The sequence below is a fragment of the Kitasatospora sp. NPDC059146 genome (genome assembly GCF_042786665.1).
Classification (GTDB): domain Bacteria; phylum Actinomycetota; class Actinomycetes; order Streptomycetales; family Streptomycetaceae; genus Kitasatospora.
The window spans coordinates 86,476-104,482 of record NZ_JBHZCY010000014.1 but is presented as its reverse complement, the minus strand read 5'-3'; the positions used below and the strand labels follow the sequence as shown (position 1 = coordinate 104,482).

General features: G+C 75.3%; 19 protein-coding genes and 2 pseudogenes. 14 read left to right on the top strand and 7 right to left on the bottom strand.

The features are described 5' to 3' along the window. The first annotated feature begins 18 nt into the window (after positions 1-18). Complete coding sequence (locus ACFXPX_RS09185; protein ID WP_380588800.1) at positions 19-936, top strand: Rieske 2Fe-2S domain-containing protein; 918 nt, start codon at positions 19-21, stop codon at positions 934-936. A gap of 216 nt (positions 937-1,152) precedes the next feature. On the opposite strand, the gene ACFXPX_RS09180 is transcribed toward ACFXPX_RS09185, so the two are convergent. The 3 genes from ACFXPX_RS09180 to ACFXPX_RS09170 form a co-directional block, all read right to left on the bottom strand. Then, entirely contained in the window at positions 1,153-1,410 is a 258-nt protein-coding gene (locus tag ACFXPX_RS09180; RefSeq protein ID WP_380522108.1) for a hypothetical protein, read from the bottom strand. Positions 1,411-1,545: 135 nt separating this feature from the next. After that, positions 1,546-4,035, bottom strand: a complete 2,490-nt coding sequence (locus tag ACFXPX_RS09175; RefSeq protein ID WP_380640339.1) for a SpoIIE family protein phosphatase — start codon at positions 4,033-4,035, stop codon at positions 1,546-1,548. Next, complete coding sequence (locus ACFXPX_RS09170) at positions 4,028-4,351, bottom strand: STAS domain-containing protein (RefSeq protein ID WP_380640337.1); 324 nt, start codon at positions 4,349-4,351, stop codon at positions 4,028-4,030. Before ACFXPX_RS09170 ends, ACFXPX_RS09175 begins: the two co-directional genes overlap by 8 nt. 138 nt (positions 4,352-4,489) lie before the next feature. Between ACFXPX_RS09170 and ACFXPX_RS09165 the strand changes: the two genes are divergently transcribed. Beyond that, entirely contained in the window at positions 4,490-5,521 is a 1,032-nt protein-coding gene (locus tag ACFXPX_RS09165; protein ID WP_380640335.1) for a YihY/virulence factor BrkB family protein, read from the top strand. A gap of 12 nt (positions 5,522-5,533) precedes the next feature. On the opposite strand, the gene ACFXPX_RS09160 is transcribed toward ACFXPX_RS09165, so the two are convergent. Then, entirely contained in the window at positions 5,534-6,736 is a 1,203-nt protein-coding gene (locus ACFXPX_RS09160) for a PP2C family protein-serine/threonine phosphatase (protein ID WP_380522119.1), read from the bottom strand. A 198-nt stretch (positions 6,737-6,934) separates the two neighbouring features. Between ACFXPX_RS09160 and ACFXPX_RS09155 the strand changes: the two genes are divergently transcribed. Further along, a complete protein-coding gene (locus ACFXPX_RS09155) occupies positions 6,935-7,888 on the top strand; it encodes a TIGR03557 family F420-dependent LLM class oxidoreductase (protein WP_380522121.1) in 954 nt (317 codons plus the stop codon). 143 nt (positions 7,889-8,031) lie between these two features. Further along, a pseudogene (locus tag ACFXPX_RS09150) lies at positions 8,032-8,124 on the top strand (hypothetical protein); the annotation flags it as partial. 156 nt (positions 8,125-8,280) lie between these two features. On the opposite strand, the pseudogene ACFXPX_RS09145 reads toward ACFXPX_RS09150, so the two are convergent. Both ACFXPX_RS09145 and ACFXPX_RS09140 read right to left on the bottom strand, forming a co-directional pair. Continuing rightward, a pseudogene (locus tag ACFXPX_RS09145) lies at positions 8,281-9,027 on the bottom strand (enolase C-terminal domain-like protein); the annotation flags it as partial. Then, complete coding sequence (locus tag ACFXPX_RS09140) at positions 9,024-9,995, bottom strand: SigB/SigF/SigG family RNA polymerase sigma factor (protein WP_380522123.1); 972 nt, start codon at positions 9,993-9,995, stop codon at positions 9,024-9,026. The gene ACFXPX_RS09140 and the pseudogene ACFXPX_RS09145, both read right to left, overlap by 4 nt. 451 nt (positions 9,996-10,446) lie before the next feature. Here ACFXPX_RS09140 and ACFXPX_RS09135 point away from each other — a divergent pair, with 451 nt between their 5' ends. The 10 genes from ACFXPX_RS09135 (at position 10,447) to ACFXPX_RS09090 (ending at position 16,768) form a co-directional block, all read left to right on the top strand. After that, entirely contained in the window at positions 10,447-11,013 is a 567-nt protein-coding gene (locus ACFXPX_RS09135; protein ID WP_380640333.1) for a DUF6328 family protein, read from the top strand. A gap of 78 nt (positions 11,014-11,091) precedes the next feature. Next, positions 11,092-11,925: an SDR family oxidoreductase gene (locus tag ACFXPX_RS09130; RefSeq protein ID WP_380640331.1), complete on the top strand. Its 834-nt coding sequence runs from the start codon at positions 11,092-11,094 to the stop codon at positions 11,923-11,925. 225 nt (positions 11,926-12,150) lie between these two features. Beyond that, positions 12,151-12,348, top strand: a complete 198-nt coding sequence (locus ACFXPX_RS09125; RefSeq protein WP_380522129.1) for a hypothetical protein — start codon at positions 12,151-12,153, stop codon at positions 12,346-12,348. Positions 12,349-12,515: 167 nt separating this feature from the next. Then, positions 12,516-12,986 carry a hypothetical protein gene (locus tag ACFXPX_RS09120; RefSeq protein WP_380640328.1) on the top strand — a complete coding sequence of 157 codons (471 nt, stop codon included), beginning with the start codon at positions 12,516-12,518 and terminating at the stop codon, positions 12,984-12,986. Further along, a complete protein-coding gene (locus ACFXPX_RS09115; protein ID WP_380640326.1) occupies positions 12,983-13,267 on the top strand; it encodes a monovalent cation/H+ antiporter complex subunit F in 285 nt (94 codons plus the stop codon). The genes ACFXPX_RS09120 and ACFXPX_RS09115 overlap by 4 nt, the downstream gene beginning before the upstream one ends. Continuing rightward, positions 13,264-13,569, top strand: coding sequence for a monovalent cation/H(+) antiporter subunit G (locus ACFXPX_RS09110; protein WP_380522134.1), 306 nt, complete (start codon positions 13,264-13,266; stop codon positions 13,567-13,569). The genes ACFXPX_RS09115 and ACFXPX_RS09110 overlap by 4 nt, the downstream gene beginning before the upstream one ends. After that, positions 13,566-13,838 carry a Na(+)/H(+) antiporter subunit B gene (locus ACFXPX_RS09105; protein ID WP_380522136.1) on the top strand — a complete coding sequence of 91 codons (273 nt, stop codon included), beginning with the start codon at positions 13,566-13,568 and terminating at the stop codon, positions 13,836-13,838. Before ACFXPX_RS09110 ends, ACFXPX_RS09105 begins: the two co-directional genes overlap by 4 nt. Next, the gene (locus tag ACFXPX_RS09100; protein WP_380522138.1) at positions 13,835-14,575 is read left to right on the top strand and encodes an MnhB domain-containing protein; all 741 of its coding nucleotides are present in this window, start codon (positions 13,835-13,837) and stop codon (positions 14,573-14,575) included. Before ACFXPX_RS09105 ends, ACFXPX_RS09100 begins: the two co-directional genes overlap by 4 nt. Beyond that, entirely contained in the window at positions 14,572-14,916 is a 345-nt protein-coding gene (locus tag ACFXPX_RS09095) for a sodium:proton antiporter (RefSeq protein ID WP_380522139.1), read from the top strand. The genes ACFXPX_RS09100 and ACFXPX_RS09095 overlap by 4 nt, the downstream gene beginning before the upstream one ends. Before the next feature lie 7 nt (positions 14,917-14,923). Further along, the gene (locus ACFXPX_RS09090; RefSeq protein ID WP_380588817.1) at positions 14,924-16,768 is read left to right on the top strand and encodes a complex I subunit 5 family protein; all 1,845 of its coding nucleotides are present in this window, start codon (positions 14,924-14,926) and stop codon (positions 16,766-16,768) included. A 130-nt stretch (positions 16,769-16,898) separates the two neighbouring features. Here the strand turns inward: ACFXPX_RS09090 and ACFXPX_RS09085 are convergent, their stop codons facing one another. Then, the gene (locus tag ACFXPX_RS09085; protein WP_380640324.1) at positions 16,899-17,843 is read right to left on the bottom strand and encodes a DUF5133 domain-containing protein; all 945 of its coding nucleotides are present in this window, start codon (positions 17,841-17,843) and stop codon (positions 16,899-16,901) included. Positions 17,844-18,007 lie beyond the last annotated feature (164 nt).

Below are 18,007 nucleotides of genomic sequence, written 5' to 3'. Positions count from 1 at the left end.
CCCGGCAAGCCGCCCGGTATGAACGCTCCCCTGAATCCCTCAGCCCTGCTGAACTCCTCATCCCTGCGCGCGGACCGGTGGGCCCGCCGGCTGCGGCGGGCGCTCGACGCGCCGTCGCACTGGGAGGTCCTCGACCGCCCGGCCGGGCCGATCGCCGATGCTGTGGAGGCCCTCCCGCTCGGCCCGTACCGCGACGCGCTGCACGGCGTCTGGCTCGGGCACCCGCTGCACCCGGTGCTGGTCCAGGTGCCGATCGGCTGCTGGACGTCCGCCGCGCTGCTGGACTTCCTCCCGGGTGCCCGGCGCCCGGCCGACGCCATGGTCACCGTCGGGCTGCTGGGCGCCGCCCCGGCCGCGCTGGCCGGCTGGGTGGACTGGGCCCGGCTGGACGCGCCACGCCGCCGCACCGGTCTGGTGCACGCGCTCGCCAACACCGTCGGCGTGCTGCTGTACGCGGGCTCGCTGTCGGCCCGCTGCCGGGGCCGCCGCGCCCGCGGGCGGCTGCTCGGGCTGGCAGGCCTCTGTGCCGTCACGGCCGGCGGCACGCTCGGCGGTCACCTGGCGTACGCGCAGGCCGCCGGACCCGACCGGACCGCCGCCGTGCCCCGGCTGGCGCCCGCGGACTGGGTCGGACTCGGGCCATTGAACGACTTCCCGCCGGGCGAGCCCGTCCGCAGGACGGCGGGCGGGGTGCCCGTGGTCGTGGTCCGGGTGGGCGAGCGCTGCCACGTGCTCGCGGAGCGCTGCTCCCACCTCTCCGGCCCGCTCGCCGAAGGCACGGTGACCGACGGCTGCCTGCGCTGCCCGTGGCACGGCAGCGAGTTCCGCCTCCGGGACGGCCAGGTCGCCGCCGGCCCGGCCACCGCGCCGCAACCGGTGTTCGAGACCCGGGTGCTGTCCGGGCACCTGGAGGTGCGGCTGCCGGGAGCCGGCTGACCCGTTGATGGAGCTGACGGCTGACCGGCCGTCACCGTTCCGCACCCCGATCAGGGGCTGTCGCCGGGCGATCGAGCAGTCGGATCGAGAGGTCGGAGGATCCATGGCCGACGTCGTCTCCTCACCTCGCGGCACACGCCGCCCGGCCGGTGCACCGTGCCGACGGTTCCGGCGCACGGCCGAGCGACAGTGGCTCGCGATGCGCCACCGGAGCGACTACCGGGAACCGCCCGCCCGGCTCTGCCGGCAAGGGGCCGGCCGCTCACCGGGCCCCTGCACGGCGCAGGCGCGCAGCACCGCGCAGGCGAGGGCGAGGGCGAGGGCCCAGCAGCCGGTCACCGTCAGCGCGAGAGGCGCGGCCGTGGTCCGGAGGCCGGCCGCGAGCAGGCCCAGGGAGAGCAGCCCGAGCGCCAGGACCGTCCGGGTCCGTGCACCCCGGGTGGCCTCCAGGGCCCGGCTGCGCAGCCCGAACACGATTCGACGCCCCAGGGCACCGCGCCGCCGCCCACGCCAAGCCGCTGCCCGCCGCTGCCGTCCGTCCATGACGTCCTGCCTCCTCGCACGCCCGTCCCCCGGTCCGCCGGTCCGGGTTCCCCGTCGGGGCGCGGACTAACGCACGACCTCGTGTCGCGCTCGGAGGCGGACGGCGAGGAGGCAACTGTCGTCCGCGGGGTTGGGGCCGCCCAGCCGGTCCGCGAGGTGGTCGAGCAGCCCGACGAGGTCGGCGGCGGGGTACTCCTCGGCGGCGCGCAGCAGGCGGTCGGGGCGGCCGGTGTCGGCGTCCCGGCGGTTCAGCAGGCCGTCCGTCCAGAGCAGGACGGTGTCGCCGGGGTCCAGCGGCTGGACGGTGTCGCGGTAGCGGCTCTCGGGCAGCGCTCCGAGGACCGTGCCGGTGGGCCCGGCGGCCGGCGCGGCGGCCCCGCCCCGGAGCAGGGCGGGCGGCGCGTGCCCGGCGGCGCTCCAGGTGAGCGTGCGGGCGGCCGGGTCGAGCAGGGCGCACAGCACGCTGGCGATCCGGCGGCCGCCCCGGTGGCAGAGCAGCACGTTGAGGCGGTCGAGCGACCGGGCTGGGCCGGCGCCGACGATGCAGAGCCCGCGCAGCGCGTACCGCAGCTCGGACATGCCGACGGCGGCGGCCAGGCCGTGGCCGCTGACGTCGCCGACCGCGAGCAGCACCGGACCGCCGGGTAGGGCGGTGAGGTCGTACCAGTCGCCGCCCACCCGGCGGTGGTCGCCGGCCGGCAGGTAGCGGGCGGCGTAGTCCAGGCCCGCGAGCGGCGGGTCCGGCTCGTCCGGCGCTCCCATCAGGGCGTTCTGCAGGGCCTGGGTGGTGCGGTGCTCGGCCGCGGCCCGGCGCTGCTGCTCCGCGAGCCTCGTCCGCACTCCGAGCAGGACCTGCTCGGTACGGTGCCGCTCGGTCACGTCCTGGAGGACGCCCCGCACGGCGCACACCCGCCCGGTGGCCGGGTCGACGACCGCCTCCGCAGCGATCCGGACCGTCCGCGCCCCCGGCCCGGGCGGCCCGACCGCGACGTCCACGGCGGGCGGCCGCTGCCCGCCCAGCAGCAGCCGCACCAACGCCCCGACGACGGCCCGGTCGGACGGCCGGACCCGGGCCAGCACCCCGGCCGCGCCGACCGGGCCCGGCCGCCCGGGGTCGAGGCCCAGCAGCAACCGGGCCTCCGGCGAGAGCGACGGGCCCGGCTCCCCGGGCGACCACGCGAAGCTGCCGACGCCGGCCAACCGCTGGGCGTCGCCGGCTCCCGCCGCAGGCTCGGCGGCGCCGTCCGCGGCGCGCCAGGTGAGCAGCAGCCCGTCGAGGAACGGCACCGCCCGCAGGGTGAGCGGCTCCCCCGGACCGGTGGGGCCGTCCGCCCTGGCCGGGTCGTCGGCGCCCGCGCGGTCGTACGTCCTCGTGAAGTCCTCGGTCCGGCCCTCGTACCGGGCGCCGGTGCCGGCCGCGTCCAGGATCCGCGCGAAGGGCCCGGCCGCGACCAGCCCGGGGAACACCTCGGTCAGGCGCCGGCCGATCATCGGGGCGGAGCCGGCCGCGGCGTTCGCGTACCTGATGCGCAGGTCGGTGACGGCCCCCTCGCTGCCGCCCTCCCGGACCACCGACAGCACCAGGACCGGCTCGAACATCGCGTCCAGCACGCCGCGGAACCAGTACTCCCCGCCCGGCACCACCAAGCCCGGCTCGCCGCCCCCGGCCGCGGCGACCCGCAGCAGGTGCCCCGCCGCCAGGCCGGCCAGCGCGTCGAGGTAGCGGGTGGCCGCCCGGGCCCGCTCGGGCGGGCCGTCCCAGCCGAGGCTCATCGCCCCGACGATCCGGTCCCCGCTGCGCAGCGGCACCGCGCAGGCCGTCCGCCCGGGGACGATCCGGCCGGTCTCGGGGGCTCGTCCTCCGGTGTCCTGCGCGTCGAACTCCCAGACCAGGCCGCCGCCGTGGGCGGCGGTGGCCAGCGGCACGCCGGTCTCCGGCGGGATCCGCCGCCACTGGCTGACCCGGCGCGGCTCCACTCCGTGGCTGCCGAGCAGCGTCAGGGCGCCGTCCGGCTCCAGCAGGCCGAGGACGACGGCGACGACGCCGAGCGGTGCCAGCGCCACCTCGTGCAGCAGCCGGGCCAGTTCCTCCGGGGTCTCCGCCGCGGCCAGTGCCGAGACGGCCAGGTGGTAGCGGGCGGCCAGGCCGGGTACCGGGGCCGGGCGGAGGGCGCCGGGCGCCGCCGGGACGGGCCCGGCGGCGGGCTCGACGGGTGCGGGCGGATGCCGCACCGGGCGGACGAACTCCTCGACGGCCTCCTGGAGCGCCGTGTCCGCGGCGAGGTCCGTGATGGGTGCCGCGAGGCCGACCAGCCCGGCGGCGATGTCCGCGACCCGCCGGTTGGTGTCCTGGGAGAGCCGTACCAGGTGGCCGAAGGCCTCGTCCGGCGTGCAGCCCAGTCGCTCGGTGAGCATGCCCTTGGCCTGCTCGATCACGCCCCGGGTGCGCATCGCGCGGCGCAGCCCCTCGGCCTCCGCGCGCAGCCGGTCCACCGCCTCGCGCAGCACAGTGGTCTCGTCGGCCCGGGCGGTCACGGAGGCGCGCCGGTCAGCCACAGGCCGCCGCCACGTCCGGGTAGAGCGGCAGCACCGCCGACACCCCGCTCAGTTCCACGACGTCCCGCACCCGCGGCGCGGCGCCCGCCAGCCGGAGCCCTCCCCCGCCCTCCCGCACCCGCCGGGCGGCGCCGAGCAGGGCGTTGAGGCCGCTGGAGTCGACGAAGCCGACCGCGGCCAGGTCCACGACCAGCCGGGGCGCACCGCCGTCGACCAGCACGTCGAAGAGCCTCCGCAGCTCGGGGGCCGCGAAGTCGTCGAGATCACCGCTGAGCGGAACGACCGTCCAGCCGTTGACCTCGGGAAAGTCCTTCATCCGGATCACCCTCACCACGTGGGCCCCCCTCCAGGCTAGGACCTGAGGAGCCGCTTGGAGCCGGCCCGGGCGGGCAGACGCACCCTCGCGGGCCCGATCCGTGGCGGGTCCGCGCACCGCCGCGCGGAGGAGGACGGCATGAACCCGGTCGAACGCGGGCTGCGCTCGGTGGACGGCTTCCAGCAGCGCCACCGGCCCACCGCCCTGGTCGTCGGCGTGGTCAGGAAGTACGGCGACGACCGCGGCGGGCTGCTCGCCGCGCTGATCAGCTACTACGGCTTCCTCGCCCTGATCCCGCTGCTGCTCCTGCTGAGCACCGTCCTGGGCTTCGTCCTGCACGGCAACCCCGGCGCGCAGAGGTCCGTCCTCGACTCCGCGCTCGCCGACTTCCCGATCATCGGGGACCAGCTCCGCCAGAACGTCCACTCGCTGCGGGGCAGCGGCTTCGCCCTCGCCGTCGGCATGCTGTTCCTGCTCTACGGCGCGCTGGGCGTCGCCCAGGTGCTCCAGCACGCGATGGCCGAGATCTGGAACGTCCCGGGGGTGCGCCGCCCCGGCTACTGGCCGCGGCTGGCCCGCAGCCTGCTGCTCCTGGTGGTGCTCGGCGCCGGCCTGGTACTCGGCACGGGGGCCGCCTCGGTCGTCGCCTCCTCGCTCGGCGGGCCCGCCGCCCGGGTGGGCGGACTGCTCGTCTCCGCGCTGCTGAACGCCGCCCTGTGCCTGGTCTGCTTCCGGGTGCTCACCCCGCGCGGGATCCCGACCCGCGCGCTCCGGCCCGGCTGCGCGATCGCGGGCCCGCTGTTCACCGTCCTCCAGGCCTTCGGCTCCCTGCTCGTCGTGCACGAGCTGCGCCACGCCGGCCAGGTGTACGGCTTCTTCGCCACCGTGATCGGCCTGCTGTCCTGGCTCTACCTGGCCGCGCAGATCACCGTGTACGCCGCCGAGACGAATGTCGTCCTGGCCCGCCGACTGTGGCCGCGCAGCCTGCTCCAGCCGCCGCTCACCGACGCCGACGAACAGGTGCTCGGCGCGATCGCCCGGCAGGAGGAGCGGCGCCCCGAACAACGGGTCGACGTGGAGTTCACCGACCACGCCTCGGAACAGAACGACGCCCCCGGTGCGGAAGGTCGTGGCGGTGAGCCCGCCGGACGAGGTGAGCCCTCCGGATGATCCGGAAGGGTCTCACTCGCCCCGCCCGTCGGGGTGCCACTCGACGAGGGCGATCGTGGCGTCGTCGCGCAGCCGGTGGTCCTGGTGGGCGAGCAGCGCGTGGATCAGGTGGCGCAACGCCTCGGGGGCCGGTTCGCCGCTGGCCATGTGCCGGACGACGGTGTCGGTCAGGCGCTCCTCACCGAAGGTCTCACCGGTAACCGAGCGGGCGTCGGTCACTCCGTCGGTGTGGACCAGGAGCCGGTCGCCGGGCTGGAGCCTGAGGTGGTGGACGGCCGGCTGTTCGCGCTCCTGGAAGCCGAGTCCGAGCGGGAGTTCGGCGCGCCGCCGCAGGGCGTCGGCGACCACGTGCCGGCCGCGGATCAGCAGCGGCGTCGGGTGACCGCAGTTGACCCAGGTGAGCTCACCGGTGGCCGCGTCCAGGTCGGCGACGACGGCGGTCAGCAGCCGGTCCGGGATCCAGCGGCAGAGCGTGCGGTCGATGGCCTGCGCGATCTCCGCGAGGCCTCCGCCGGCCCGGCGGGTGCTGCGGCAGGCGGCCAGGGCCACCGAACTGGCGCCGCCGGAGGCGAGGTCGTGCCCCATCGCGTCGAACACGGACAGGTGGAGCCGCCCGGCCGCGACCGAGTGGTCGAAGGCGTCCCCGCCGACCTCGTAGGCGGGTTCGAGGACCGCGCTGGAGGTGACGTCGCGGGTGCCGATGGTGCGCGGCGGCAGGAAGGCCCAGAGGAGTTCGGCCTGGAGGCTCATCGGGCGGTCGCGCGTCGTTCGGACGATCATGTCGCTGAACGCGCCCTTGGAGACCACGAGCAGCGCCACCAGGGCCGCCAGCGACTCCCAGCGGACGAGCACGTCCGGTTCCGGCTGTGGGAGCGCGACCCGCAGGACGCCGATCCGCTCGATCCCGTCGACCAGCGGGAACCAGGCGACGGGCGACGGACCGGCGGAGAACTGGGTGCAGCGCAGCCGGTAGGCGCGCCCCGCGAGCGTGGACTCGATGTCGAGGCGCTCGCCCGGGTCCGGGCCCGACGGTTCGGGCAGCGGTGCGAGCTGCCGTTGCTGGACGTCGGCCAGGAACACCCGCGCCCCGGTGCCGCCCAGCCCGCGGACCGCCTCCTCCACCACACCCGGCAGCTCCCCCGGCCCGCTCGCCCGGGACCGGGCCAGCGCCCGCGCCAGGACCCGGCCCAACGTCTCCTCGTCACACGTCGGCATGTCGCACCTCCGATCACGGTCGCGCCTACCCACTGGCAGCCGGTCCGCACCCGCTCCGGGGCCACCTCCAGGCTCGGCCCGCCGGGCCCGTCCGGCGACCCGCTGCCCGGGCCGCCCGACGCCCCGGAGGTTTCGGCGTGCCGGACCGGGTTAGCCGCTCCGACGAGGAGCCCGAGCCCGCCACGAACGGAGGCTGCCATGACCGCGTTCGGCTACTTCCTGTCCTGCGAGGAGTTCACCCCCGCCCAACTGGTCGAACAGGCCCGGATGGCCGAGGAAGCCGGTTTCACCCGGCTCGCCGTCTCCGACCACTACCACCCGTGGAACGACGCCCAGGGCAGCAGCCCGTTCGTCTGGGGCGTGATCGGCGCGCTCTCGCAGGTGACCCGGCTGCCGGTGACGACGCTGGTCACCTGCCCCACCGTCCGGCTCCACCCGGCCGTCGTCGCGCAGGCGGCGGCGACGGCGGACGTGCAGCTGGCGGGCGGCCTGCGGCTGGGTGTCGGCACTGGCGAGGCGCTCAACGAACACGTCCTGGGCGACCGCTGGCCGCCGTTCGGCGTGCGCGCGGAGATGCTGGAGGAGGCCGTCGCCGTGATGCGAGAGCTCTTCACCGGCGAGGTCGTCAATCACCGCGGCACCCACTACACCGTCGAGAACGCCAAGCTCTACACCGCGCCGGAGAACGGCGAACTGCCCGTGTACGCCTCCGCGTTCGGCCCCAAGGCGGCCGAGACGGCAGCCGGGTTCGCGGACGGGCTGGTCACCATGGCCCCGGACGCCGAACTGATCGGCCGCTACCGGGCGGCAGGTGGCGACGGCCCCGTCCTCGGCGGCGTCAAGGTGTGCTGGTCGCAGGACCGCGAGCGTGCGGTCGAGACCGTCCACCGGCTCTGGCCCAGCGAGTTGCTCCCCGGCGAGCTGGCCCAGGTCCTGCCCACGCCGCGCCACTTCGAGCAGGCCACCGAGCTGGTCACCGAGGAGATGGTCGCCGAAGCCGTGACCTGCGGCGACAACCCGCAGGAGCACACCGACCGGCTGCGAGGCCACGTCGAGGCCGGCTTCGACGAGGTGTACGTCGGCCAGATCGGCCAGGAACAGGAGGGGTTCTTCGACTTCTACCGCGAGCAGGTGCTGCCGCGGCTCCCCTGACCGGGCACTCCCGCCAACTCGCTCCAGGAGGCGAGCCGTTGAGCACATCCGCCCCCGACACCCCCGCGCCGCACGCCCTGCGGGACTACGCCCTGCTCGCCGACAGCCACCGAGGCGCCCTCCTCAGGCCGCGCGGCGACCTCGTGTGGATGTGCGCCCCCGCCTGGGACGACGACGCCGTCTTCGCCGCCCTCATCGGCGGGCCCGGTTGGTACGGCGTCACCCCCGCCGAACCCTTCGTGTGGGGCGGCTACTACGAGCCCGGCGGCCTGGTCTGGCGCAGCCGTTGGACCACCACCGGCGGGATCGTCGAGTGCCGCGAAGCCCTGGCCCACCCGGGCCTGGAGGCAGTCGACGGCGGGGACCATGCGGGCGAAGTACGGGAGGTCGTAGCCGTACTCGCCGGCGGTGACGTCGGGGGTGACGGCGTCGCGGACGCGGCCCAGACCGGTGAGGTCGTCGGAGGAGACGGGCTCCTCGAACCAGGTGACGCCTTCGTCGGCGAGGGCGTGACCGATCCGCACGGCCTGCTTGCGCCGGTAGCCCCCGTTGGCGTCGGCATAGAGCTCGGTGCGGTCGCCGACGGCGGCGCGGGCAGCACGCACCCGCTCCAGGTCGCGGCGCTCCTGGGTGCCCCAGGACTCACCGATCTTGATCTTGACCCGGGGGATGCCCTGCTCCTCGCTCCAGCCGCGCAGCTGCCGCTCCTGCCGGGCGGCCGAGTAGGTGGTGAAGCCGCCGCTGCCGTACACCGGTACGGGGCGGGCGGCGCCGCCGAGCAGCCGGGCCAGCGGCAGTCCGAGCAGATGGCCGCGCAGGTCCCACAGGGCCAGGTCGAGGGCGGATACCGCCCCGGAGACCAGCCCCGGGCGGCCCGCGTTCCGGACCGCCCGGCTCATGGCCTCCTGGGCCCCGTCGGTGTCGTGCGGGTCACGCCCGGTGAGCAACGGGGCCAGTTCCTCGCGGATCACGGCGGCGGTGGCGGGCGCGCCGTAGGTCCAGCCGAGACCGGTGCACGGGCCGCTGACGGCCTCGGCCAGGACGAGCGTCGTCCTGGCCCAGGCGAGGGTGCCGTCGGCCTCGGGGGCGTCGGTGGGAACGGTGTAGACGCTCACGCCGGTCCGCTCGATCTCGGTCATGCCCGGCCCGCGGTTCGGTCCGCGGAGCCGGGGCCGCTCCCGTCCGGCGGGTCCTCGAACGGCTCGTCCGACCAGCCGGGCGCGTCATGGTCCTCCAGCCGTTCGCGCAGCCCGTTCAGCGTGGTGCTGAGCAGTCGGGAGACGTGCATCTGGGAGACGCCGATGCGGGCCGCGATCTCGGACTGGGTCAGGCCGTCCCAGAAGCGCAGTTTCAGCACGGTCTGCTCGCGTTCGGGGAGGTGGGCGAGCAGGGGGCGGACGGCGGTGCGGAAGTCGGCGAGGTCGATGCCGGGGTCGCAGTCGCCGAGGCGGTCGAGCAGCGCGCTGCCGCTGTCGTCGGTGTCCTGCTCGCGCAGCGCGTCCAGGGAGTTGGGGCGGTAGACCCGGCCGGCCACGAGTCCTTCGGTGGCCTGCGCCACGGTGAGGTGGAGGTCCTCGGCGATCTCCACCGGGTTCGGGAGGCGCCCGAGCTCCTGCTCCAGCCGGTCGGAGCCGCGGGCGACGCTCAGATAGAGCTCCTGCATGCTGCGCGGCACCCGGACGGGCCAGGAGGTGTCGCGGAAGAAGCGCTTGATCTCGCCGGCGATGGTGGGGATGGCGTAGGTGACGAACTCGACGCCGCGCTGCGGGTCGTAGCCGTCGACGGCCTTGATCAGGCCGATCGTGCCGACCTGGAGGATGTCCTCCATGTCCTCGGCGCGGTGCCGGAAGCGGGCCGCGATGAAGCGCACCAGCGGCATGTTCAGTTCGATGATCGTGCCGCGGACGTAGCTGTACGCAGCGCTCTCGCGGGCCAGGCCGATCAGCCGCTGGAACAGCGCGTCGCTCAGCTCGCGCGCTTCGGTCTTGCCCATCGCGCGCAGCTCGGCCTCGGTGAACCGGGGCGGCAGCTCGGACGGGGAGGGCTCGGACGGGAGGCCGGCGGTCGTCCGCACGGCACGGTGAACGGTCTCCGGAAGGGTGGACACTTGCTTCTCCTGGGCATCGGGGTGAACGCCCAGCTCCGCGAACGGGACCGCTCGCGTGCTGTGGACTTCTTCCCCCAGGACCTGTGCCCGGCTTCTTCAAGCGAAGGTCCCGGTGGCACCCGGTGGGTGCCGGCGCGGCCACCGGATTCGGCTACGACCGCTGCAACAGGTGTTCTACCCCCACATATGACATGGAATTCACGTTTCAGCTGACTTTTTCTGATTCGTCCGATTCTCCGTGCCAGCAGACGGTTCGATTCCGTGTACAGGGAGGTCACGGTGCGGTCGGGGGCACCGCCTGCTGCTCGCCCACGGCGCGCGTTTGCCCGTGCCCGGCGCGGCTACACGCACGGACGGGCGGGGGCGGAAAGGAGACCGGCAGGAGACGGAGACCCGGGGCTGCGGTCCGACGCAGGGCGCGCCCCCGTGTCCCTCCCGGAGGCGACCCCTCATGGCGACGACGAACACAGGACGGACCGGGCGCGCCCACGCGCCGCGGACCGGGCGGCGGGAGTCCCCCGACGAACGGGCCGACCGGCGCTGGACCGACCTGCTCCAGGAGGTGCGGGTCGCCCAGACCGGCTCCCAGGTGCTGTTCGGCTTCCTGCTGAGCGTGGTCTTCATGGCCCGTTTCCCCCAGCTCGACGGGTTCGGGCGGGGGCTGTACGTGGTCACCGTCGTGCTCGGCGCTCTCGCCACCGGCGCGCTCACCGCACCGGTCGCCTACCACCGGATCTTCGCCGGGCACCGCCTCAAGCCCCAACTGGTCGACGCGGCCGCACGGTTGGTCGCGACCGGCCTGATCCTGCTGTCGCTCACCATCGGCTCCGCGCTGCTGCTCCTGCTACGGGTGGCGGCCGGATCCGCGGTAGCGGCCGGCATCGTCGGAGCCGTGCTGCTCTGGTTCGCCTTCTGCTGGTTCCTGCTGCCGGTCCGGCACCTGCGCCGCACCGACGGGCACTGCGCGCCACCGCCCGCCGATCCCGGCGCGGAGGACCCGCCCGGGCATGAGCCGTGACCGCTACGGCCCTGGCGCCGCAACCCGGGTGTCCCGGCCGCGAGCTTTCGGCTCCCCACCTCCGGCAAGACGCCCGCCATGAGGATCCGTACGCGCTCCGAACCCCGTACCGTCGTCATCACCGGCGCGACCGCAGGCGTCGGCCGGGCCTGCGTCCGCGCCTTCGCCACCGGCGGCGACCGCCTCGTCCTGGTCGCCCGCGGCTCGGCCGGGCTGCACGCCGCGGCCGCCGAGGCCCTGGCCGCCGGCTCACCGGTACGCACCGTCCTGGCCGACGTCTCCGACCCGGAAGCCTGCGAGGGGGCGGCCGCCCACGCGGAAGCCGAGTTCGGCCCGATCGACGTCTGGGTCAACGACGCCTTCGTGTCGGTGTTCGCGCCGTTCACCGAGATCACCCCCGAGGAGTTCAGCCGGGTCACCGAGGTCACCTACCTCGGGTACGTCAACGCCACCCGCGCCGCACTGCGCCGGATGCTGCCGCGCGACCACGGCACGATCGTGCAGGTCGGCTCGGCCATCGCCTACCGGGGCATCCCGCTGCAGACCGCCTACAGCGGCGCCAAGCACGCCATCCAGGGCTGGCACGAGGCGCTGCGCTGCGAACTGCTCGCCACCGGCTCGGGGGTGCGGGTGACCATGGTGCAACTGCCCGCCGTCAACACCCCACAGTTCGACTGGGTGCTCAACCGGCTGCGCGGCCGGGCCCGGCCCGTCCCCCCGGTTCACCAGCCCGAGCTCGCCGCCCGCGCCGTCCGGTACGCCGCCGACCACGGCGCGCACGGGCGCTTCGACGCCGAGGCCCGCGAACGCAGTGCCCAGCTGTGGGCCTCCCAGCACCACGGGCTGCTCGCCGCCGGCGGGGCGGCCCTGCTCGGCGCCGCGGCGGTCGGTGCCCCGGCCCGGGGGCGGTGACGAGCGGTGACCGGGCAGATGAACTCATGGCCCCGGAAACCGCGTTGACCGAACGCCCCCCGTAGCCGCGCATGGAACCGCGTTCCCCGGGCAGGCGCCGCAAGGGACGGACTTGCCCCCACCGGCGAAACGACGAACGCCATGGGCTTCTCCCGAAAGCCAGGCGACATGGCCGAGACGGCCCGCGCCAGAACGGCCGCCGGGACGTTCGAGGAGGTGAACAGGATGAACGACGGGAAGGACCGCGTGCCGGTCGAGTCGGTACCCCCGGTCGAGACGCCCGAGTCACGGATGACCGGCGAGGGCGGACCGCCGCCCGAGCACGAGGAGGAGAAGGGACCGCAGGACGGCCCCGAGTACGAAGTCACCGAGCCGGCCCACGAGTCCGCGCCACCCGAGCGGGGGCGACGGGCCGGCCGATGATCACAGGATCCGCTGCCGCACTGCGGCAACCGGGTGGTCCGACAGGGTGATCCCGCACGCGACGGCGTTGCGCGCGGGATCCTCCCGTCGGCCGAACGGTACACCTGGGGCCGCTCGCCATCGTGGCGTGCCCGGCAACGACACATGGGGGTGGTGCGATGCGATCGATGTTCGAACTCATGCTCTGGTGGGGGATGTTGCTGCTCCTCAACACCGTGTTCATCAGCTCGGTGACACCGCTGGAGATCGCGGTCGGCGGCGGCGTCGCGCTGCTCGGTGCGGTCGGCGCCCTCGCCGTCCGGCGCGCCTCCGGCGCCACGCCCGGCGGCCCGGCCCGACTCGCCCGCTCCGCCCTGGCATTCCCCTGGACCCTGCTGGCCGACACCGGCCGACTGGTGCTCCTCCTGACGTCGCCCGCCCGCCGACAGGAGGCCGGCTTCCGCACCGTCCGCCTCTCCACCGGTACCGGACCGGCCTGGGCCGCAGCCCTGCTGTCCTCGACCCCCGGCGCGTACGTCGTCTCCCACGAGGGCGGCTGGGATGACGGCGACTCGGGCGGCGGCGTCGCGCTGACCGTACACAGCCTCGGCGGGCGGACCTCGGCGCTGGAAGCCGCCCTGACGGGCAGCGGCCGGTGAACGCCTGGCTGCTGGCGGCGGCCCTGCTCGCCGCCGCCGGATTCGGCCCGTGCCTGCTGGTCGGGCTGCGCGGCGAGCCCCACGAGCGCCTGGCCGGACTCAACCTCGCCGCCGCGGTGTGCTCCACCGTCCTGCTGCTGCTCGCCCAGGGCTACGGCCGCCCTTCTTACACCGACCTCGCCCTCGACCTGGCGGTGCTCGCGCCGGCCGGGACACTCGTGTTCACCCGTCTCCTCGCCGGATCGGACGCCGGGAAGCACAGCGGGGAGGAGCGCCGATGAGCCGCCACGTCCTCGCCGTGGTCCTGCTCTGCGCGGGCACCGCCGTCCTTCTGCTGTCCGCCCTCGCGCTGGTCGTGCTGCCCGGCCCGCACCTGCGGCTGCACGCGCTCTCCCCCGCCGCCACCCTCGGCGCCCCACTCGTCGCGCTCGCGCTGGCGATCGACACCGGGCCGGGGCGGGCGGCGGTGAAACTCCTGGTCATCGGCGCGCTGCTGGCCGCGGGGGGCACGGTGACCACCATGGCCATCGGCCGCACCACCCTCCGTGCCGAGCAGCACTCGGACCGGGGGGCCGGACGGTGACCGACGCCCTCATCGTGATCGCCCTGCTGCTCACGGCCGTCACCGCGACCGCCGCCGCGCTCACCCGCGACCCCGTCCGGCAGGCCGCCGTCCTCGCTCTGCTCGGGTTGAGCCTCGCCCTGCTGTTCACCGTGCTCCAGGCACCCGACGTCGCACTGTCCCAGCTGGGCGTCGGCAGTGCGATCACCCCGCTGCTCATCCTGCTGACCGTCCGCAAGGTGAGCCGCAAGGAACACACCGACGACGACCGTCCGGACCGCACCGAGTGAGCCGCACCACGCGCCTGCGGCTCTTCCTGACCGCGGCCGCCGTCCTCGCCGCCGCCCTGGTCGTCGCCGCCGAGCAGCTCCCGGGCTTCGGAGGCACCCAACACCCTTACGGCGAAAGGGCGGTGGCAGCCGGTCTGGCCCGCCGGACCGCCAACATCGTCTCCGCCGTCAACTTCGACCAGCGCGCCTTCGACACCCTCGGCGAGGAGTCGATCCTGTTCGGCTCGGTGCTCGGCGCGGGGATACTGCTGCGCCTGGCCCGGGACGAGCACAAGCGCCGGGCCGCCGCCGAGCGGGTGCTGCCCGCCACCCGGCTGTTCGGCGCCACCCTCCTCCCGGTCGCGGTGCTGACCGGCGGATATCTCGTCGCCCACGGCCAGTTGAGCCCCGGCGGAGGCTTCCAGGGCGGCGTCGTGCTCACCACCGCCCTGCACCTGGCCTACGTCGCCGCCGACTACCGGGTGCTGAAACGGATCCGCCCGCTGGCCGCCCTCGACGTCACGGACGCGATCGCCGCCGGCTCCTACGCCGCGCTGGGCCTGATCGGCCTAATCCAGGGCGCCGGCTACCTGGCCAACACCCTGCCGCTCGGCACCTTCAACGAACTCTCCTCCAGCGGACTGGTGGCCGTCATCAATGCCGCCGTCGGCGTAGAGGTTGGCTCCGCCGTCGTGGTGCTGCTGGCGCACTTCCTCGACCAGGCCGTGGAGGTCACCCCCCGAAGGAGCCCCCGATGACCGTCTTCCCCTACTTGGTGGCCGCCTGGATCCTGCTCGCCGGCCTGTACGGCCTGGTCACCAGCCGCAACCTGGTGCAGGCGGTCGGCTGCCTGGCCGTCGCGCAGTGCTCGACCTACGTGCTGCTGCTCGCCGTCGGCTACCGCCGGGGCGCCACCGCGCCCGTCTACTCCGACCTGCCGACCGACGCGCCGGTCGTCGACCCGGTGGTCCAGGCGCTCGCGCTCACCGACGTCGTCGTCGGCGCGACCGTCACCGCGCTCCTCCTCTCCCTCGTGATCCAACTGCGCAAGCGGCACGGCACGGTGGACCCGGAGGACCTCACCGGACTGCGAGGGTGACGCGCCGGTGAGCACCGCCGACCTCCTACCGCTGGCCGTCGCCGTCCCCCTGCTGGGCGCGGCGCTGCTGGCCGTCGCCGGACGGTGGCTGCCCCGCCCCGGCCGCGACGCGCTCGCCACCGCCTGCTCGGCCGTCGACGTCGGCTGCCTGGCCCTGCTGTGGTGCCGTACCGCCCCGGACGGCCGCGCCGTCTCCTGGCTCGGCGGCTGGACTCCGAGCCAGGGCCACGGCGTCGGCATCGTGCTGGTCGCCGACCGGCTCGGCAGCGGCCTCGCGCTGCTCGCCGCCGTGCTCGTGCTCGCCGTGTTCTGCTACGCCTGGCGGTACTTCGACGAGCCGTCGGGCGAGCACGGCGGGATGTTCCCCGCTCTCCTCCTGCTGTTCCAGGCCGGGATGTGCGGCTTCGCGCTCACCGGCGACCTCTTCGACGCCTTCGTCTTCTTCGAGCTGATGGGCGCCGTCGCCTACGCGCTCACCGGCTACCGGATCGAGGACCCGCGCCCGTTGCAGGGCGCCCTCGCCTTCGGGCTCGTCAACTCGGCGGCGGCGTACGTCTCGCTGCTCGGCATCGGCCTGCTCTACGCCCGGACCGGGGAACTGGGCATGGCCCGGATCGGCGCCGTGCTGGACGAGCGCGCGGCCGCCGGACACGGCCGGGACGCACTGGTCGTCGTGGCCTTCGTCCTGGTCCTCGCCGGCCCGCTGGTCAAGGCCGCGACCGCGCCGTTCCACTTCTGGCTGCCGGACGCCCACGCGGTGGCGCCCAGCCCGGTGTGCATGCTGCTCTCCGGCGTCATGGTCGAACTCGGCGTCTACGGGGTGGCCCGGATCCACCGGGTGGTCTTCGCCGGGGCGGGAGGACTGCCGGACGCCGCCGTCCGGGACACCCTGCTCGCCGCCGGGGTGCTGACCGCGCTGGTCGGCGGCGTGATGTGCTGGCAGCAGCGCCACCTGAAACGGATGCTCGCCTTCTCCACGGTCGGGCACGTCGGCCTCTTCCTGGTCGGCGCGGCGCTGCTCACCCCGGCCGGCCTCGCCGGGACGGCCGTCTACGTGGCCGGGCACGCCGGTGCCAAGGCCGCCCTGTTCGGCCTCACCGGCGTCCTCCTCGACCGGTACGGCTCGGTGGACGAGCACGGCCTGCACGGCCGGGCCCGCGAACTGCGGCTGCCCGGCGCGCTGTTCGTCCTCGGCGCACTGGCCCTCGCCGGGCTCCCGCCGTTCGGCACCGCGCTGGGCAAGGCCGTCACCGAGGAGGCCGCCGGACGCTGGGGTGGTTGGCTGCCCGCCGTGTTCGTCCTGGTGTCGGCCCTCACCGGCGGCGCGGTGCTGCGCGCAGGCCTGCGGGTCTTCGGCGGGATCGGCTCCCCGCCGAAGGAGCACCCCGAGGTCGCCGCGACCACCGGGGAGGGTGAGGAGCCGGAGATCGGCGACCCGAGCCGACGGGTGCCGGTGCCGATGGTCGCCGTCCCCGCCGGCCTGCTGGCGGCCTGCCTGGCCGTCGGCGTCGTCCCCGGAGTCGGCCGGGCCCTCGCGACGGCGGCCGCGGCCTTCACCGACCGCGCCGGCTACCTGGCCGACACTCTCGGCCACCCCGCACCCGCCGCCCTGCCCACCCCCGAGGCGGGCTGGACTCCCGCCGGGGTCCTGCTCGGCCTGCTCTCCGCCGCCCTGGCCGCCGCCTTCGCCACCGCCGCCCTGAACCGCGACCCCCGACGCGGCTCCGGAGTCCTGTACCGGGCCACCGTCCTGCCGCTGCGCCGTCTGCACTCCGGCCTGCTCGGCGACTACATCGCCTGGCTGACCGTCGGCCTGGCCGCCCTCCTGGTCGCACTGGTCGCCCAGCTGTGACCGGGACGGCTCGCGGGCCCGTCCGGCGTCGACTTCCCGTGGCACGGCCACCCTGGCAGGTGCCGGGGCGACTGGCGGGCGAACCGGCCCCCCGGCCGCCCCGAAGGGCTCTCACCGGAGTCATCGAGGGTCACCGGCGCGGCGAACCGCCGTTCTCGCGGCCGACCGGGACCGGCCGCCCCTCGACGGCGACCCGGCTGACCACCGTGTCGAGGTCCGTCCCGAGGCGCTGGGCCGCCCTCGCGAGCAGCGTCAGGGCGATGTGCGGGGTCACCTCGAACCGCTCCGTGGTGACGCCGATCGCCACGCCGGTGGCGTGCCGGCGGTCGAGCAGGTCGGCGACCGCGCGGGCCAGGGCGGAGCGGTCGAGCGCGATTGAGGCGTGGAGCGCGAGGACCGCCACCAGCCCCGGTGTGGGGCCCGCGGGTTCCGCGGGCGAACCGAGGTAGACGCTGAGGGCGGTGCACCCGTGCGGGTGGGTGCGCAGGTGTGCGGCGACCACCGTCCGCGCCCCGCAGCGCCGGGCCCGGTCCGCGAACCGGCCGGGGCGGCCCGGGTCCAGTCCGAGGACCACCTGTCCGCTGCCCTGGTGGCGGATCCGCGCCAGCGGCCCGGTGCCCGCCTCGCTCTGGGCCCGTTCGAGGGCCAGGAGCTGTGGGGAGCTCGCTGCCAGGACGTCGACGGAACCGTCGTCGTGCCAGGCGCTCACGGCGGCGCCCACGCAGTCCGGGACGGTGGTCCTGGCCAGCTGGAGGACGTCGGGCAGGGTGGAGAACGGCCGGGACCGTCCGTTCTCGCGGGCCGCCAGCTCGCCGAGTTCGGTCAGCAGCGGGCCGGACTCGCCGGCGGCCGTCGTCTCGTCGGTCACCGCCTCCGGGCCGGGTTTCCCACGGTCCAGGCCGATCAGGACCCTCGCGCGGGCGACGGCTCGGGCGGGTTCCGTCTCGCCGGTGTACACCGCGATGGTGTAGCAGACGTCGTGCAGCCTCTGCTCGGCCTCCGCGGACCGCAGCGCCGACAGGGCGTCGTACTCCGCGACCAGATGGGCGAGCGCGGCCACGTCCACCAGGGACATGGGCACCTCCGGATGTACGTACGGCTCCGGACTCCGGCCGACGGACGTCGGCCGACCGGCACCGCAGCCGGGGCGGGACCGCCACACCCGGTTCTCCACCGCCACGGCGGCTTCGCGGGCTGGAGTTGATCACCGCAGTACAGGCAGCCCGAGCGCCTCCGCCG

Excerpts from the sequence above, each read along its gene's own strand:
- ACFXPX_RS09185 (WP_380588800.1), top strand. The coding sequence starts at position 19 with ATGAACGCTCCCCTGAATCCCTCAGCCCTGCTGAACTCCTCATCCCTG.
- ACFXPX_RS09170 (WP_380640337.1), bottom strand. The coding sequence starts at position 4,351 with ATGAAGGACTTTCCCGAGGTCAACGGCTGGACGGTCGTTCCGCTCAGC.
- ACFXPX_RS09165 (WP_380640335.1), top strand. The coding sequence starts at position 4,490 with ATGAACCCGGTCGAACGCGGGCTGCGCTCGGTGGACGGCTTCCAGCAG.
- ACFXPX_RS09160 (WP_380522119.1), bottom strand. The coding sequence starts at position 6,736 with ATGCCGACGTGTGACGAGGAGACGTTGGGCCGGGTCCTGGCGCGGGCG.
- ACFXPX_RS09155 (WP_380522121.1), top strand. The coding sequence starts at position 6,935 with ATGACCGCGTTCGGCTACTTCCTGTCCTGCGAGGAGTTCACCCCCGCC.
- ACFXPX_RS09135 (WP_380640333.1), top strand. The coding sequence starts at position 10,447 with ATGGCGACGACGAACACAGGACGGACCGGGCGCGCCCACGCGCCGCGG.
- ACFXPX_RS09130 (WP_380640331.1), top strand. The coding sequence starts at position 11,092 with ATGAGGATCCGTACGCGCTCCGAACCCCGTACCGTCGTCATCACCGGC.
- ACFXPX_RS09125 (WP_380522129.1), top strand. The coding sequence starts at position 12,151 with ATGAACGACGGGAAGGACCGCGTGCCGGTCGAGTCGGTACCCCCGGTC.
- ACFXPX_RS09120 (WP_380640328.1), top strand. The coding sequence starts at position 12,516 with ATGTTCGAACTCATGCTCTGGTGGGGGATGTTGCTGCTCCTCAACACC.
- ACFXPX_RS09110 (WP_380522134.1), top strand. The coding sequence starts at position 13,264 with ATGAGCCGCCACGTCCTCGCCGTGGTCCTGCTCTGCGCGGGCACCGCC.
- ACFXPX_RS09095 (WP_380522139.1), top strand. The coding sequence starts at position 14,572 with ATGACCGTCTTCCCCTACTTGGTGGCCGCCTGGATCCTGCTCGCCGGC.
- ACFXPX_RS09085 (WP_380640324.1), bottom strand. The coding sequence starts at position 17,843 with ATGTCCCTGGTGGACGTGGCCGCGCTCGCCCATCTGGTCGCGGAGTAC.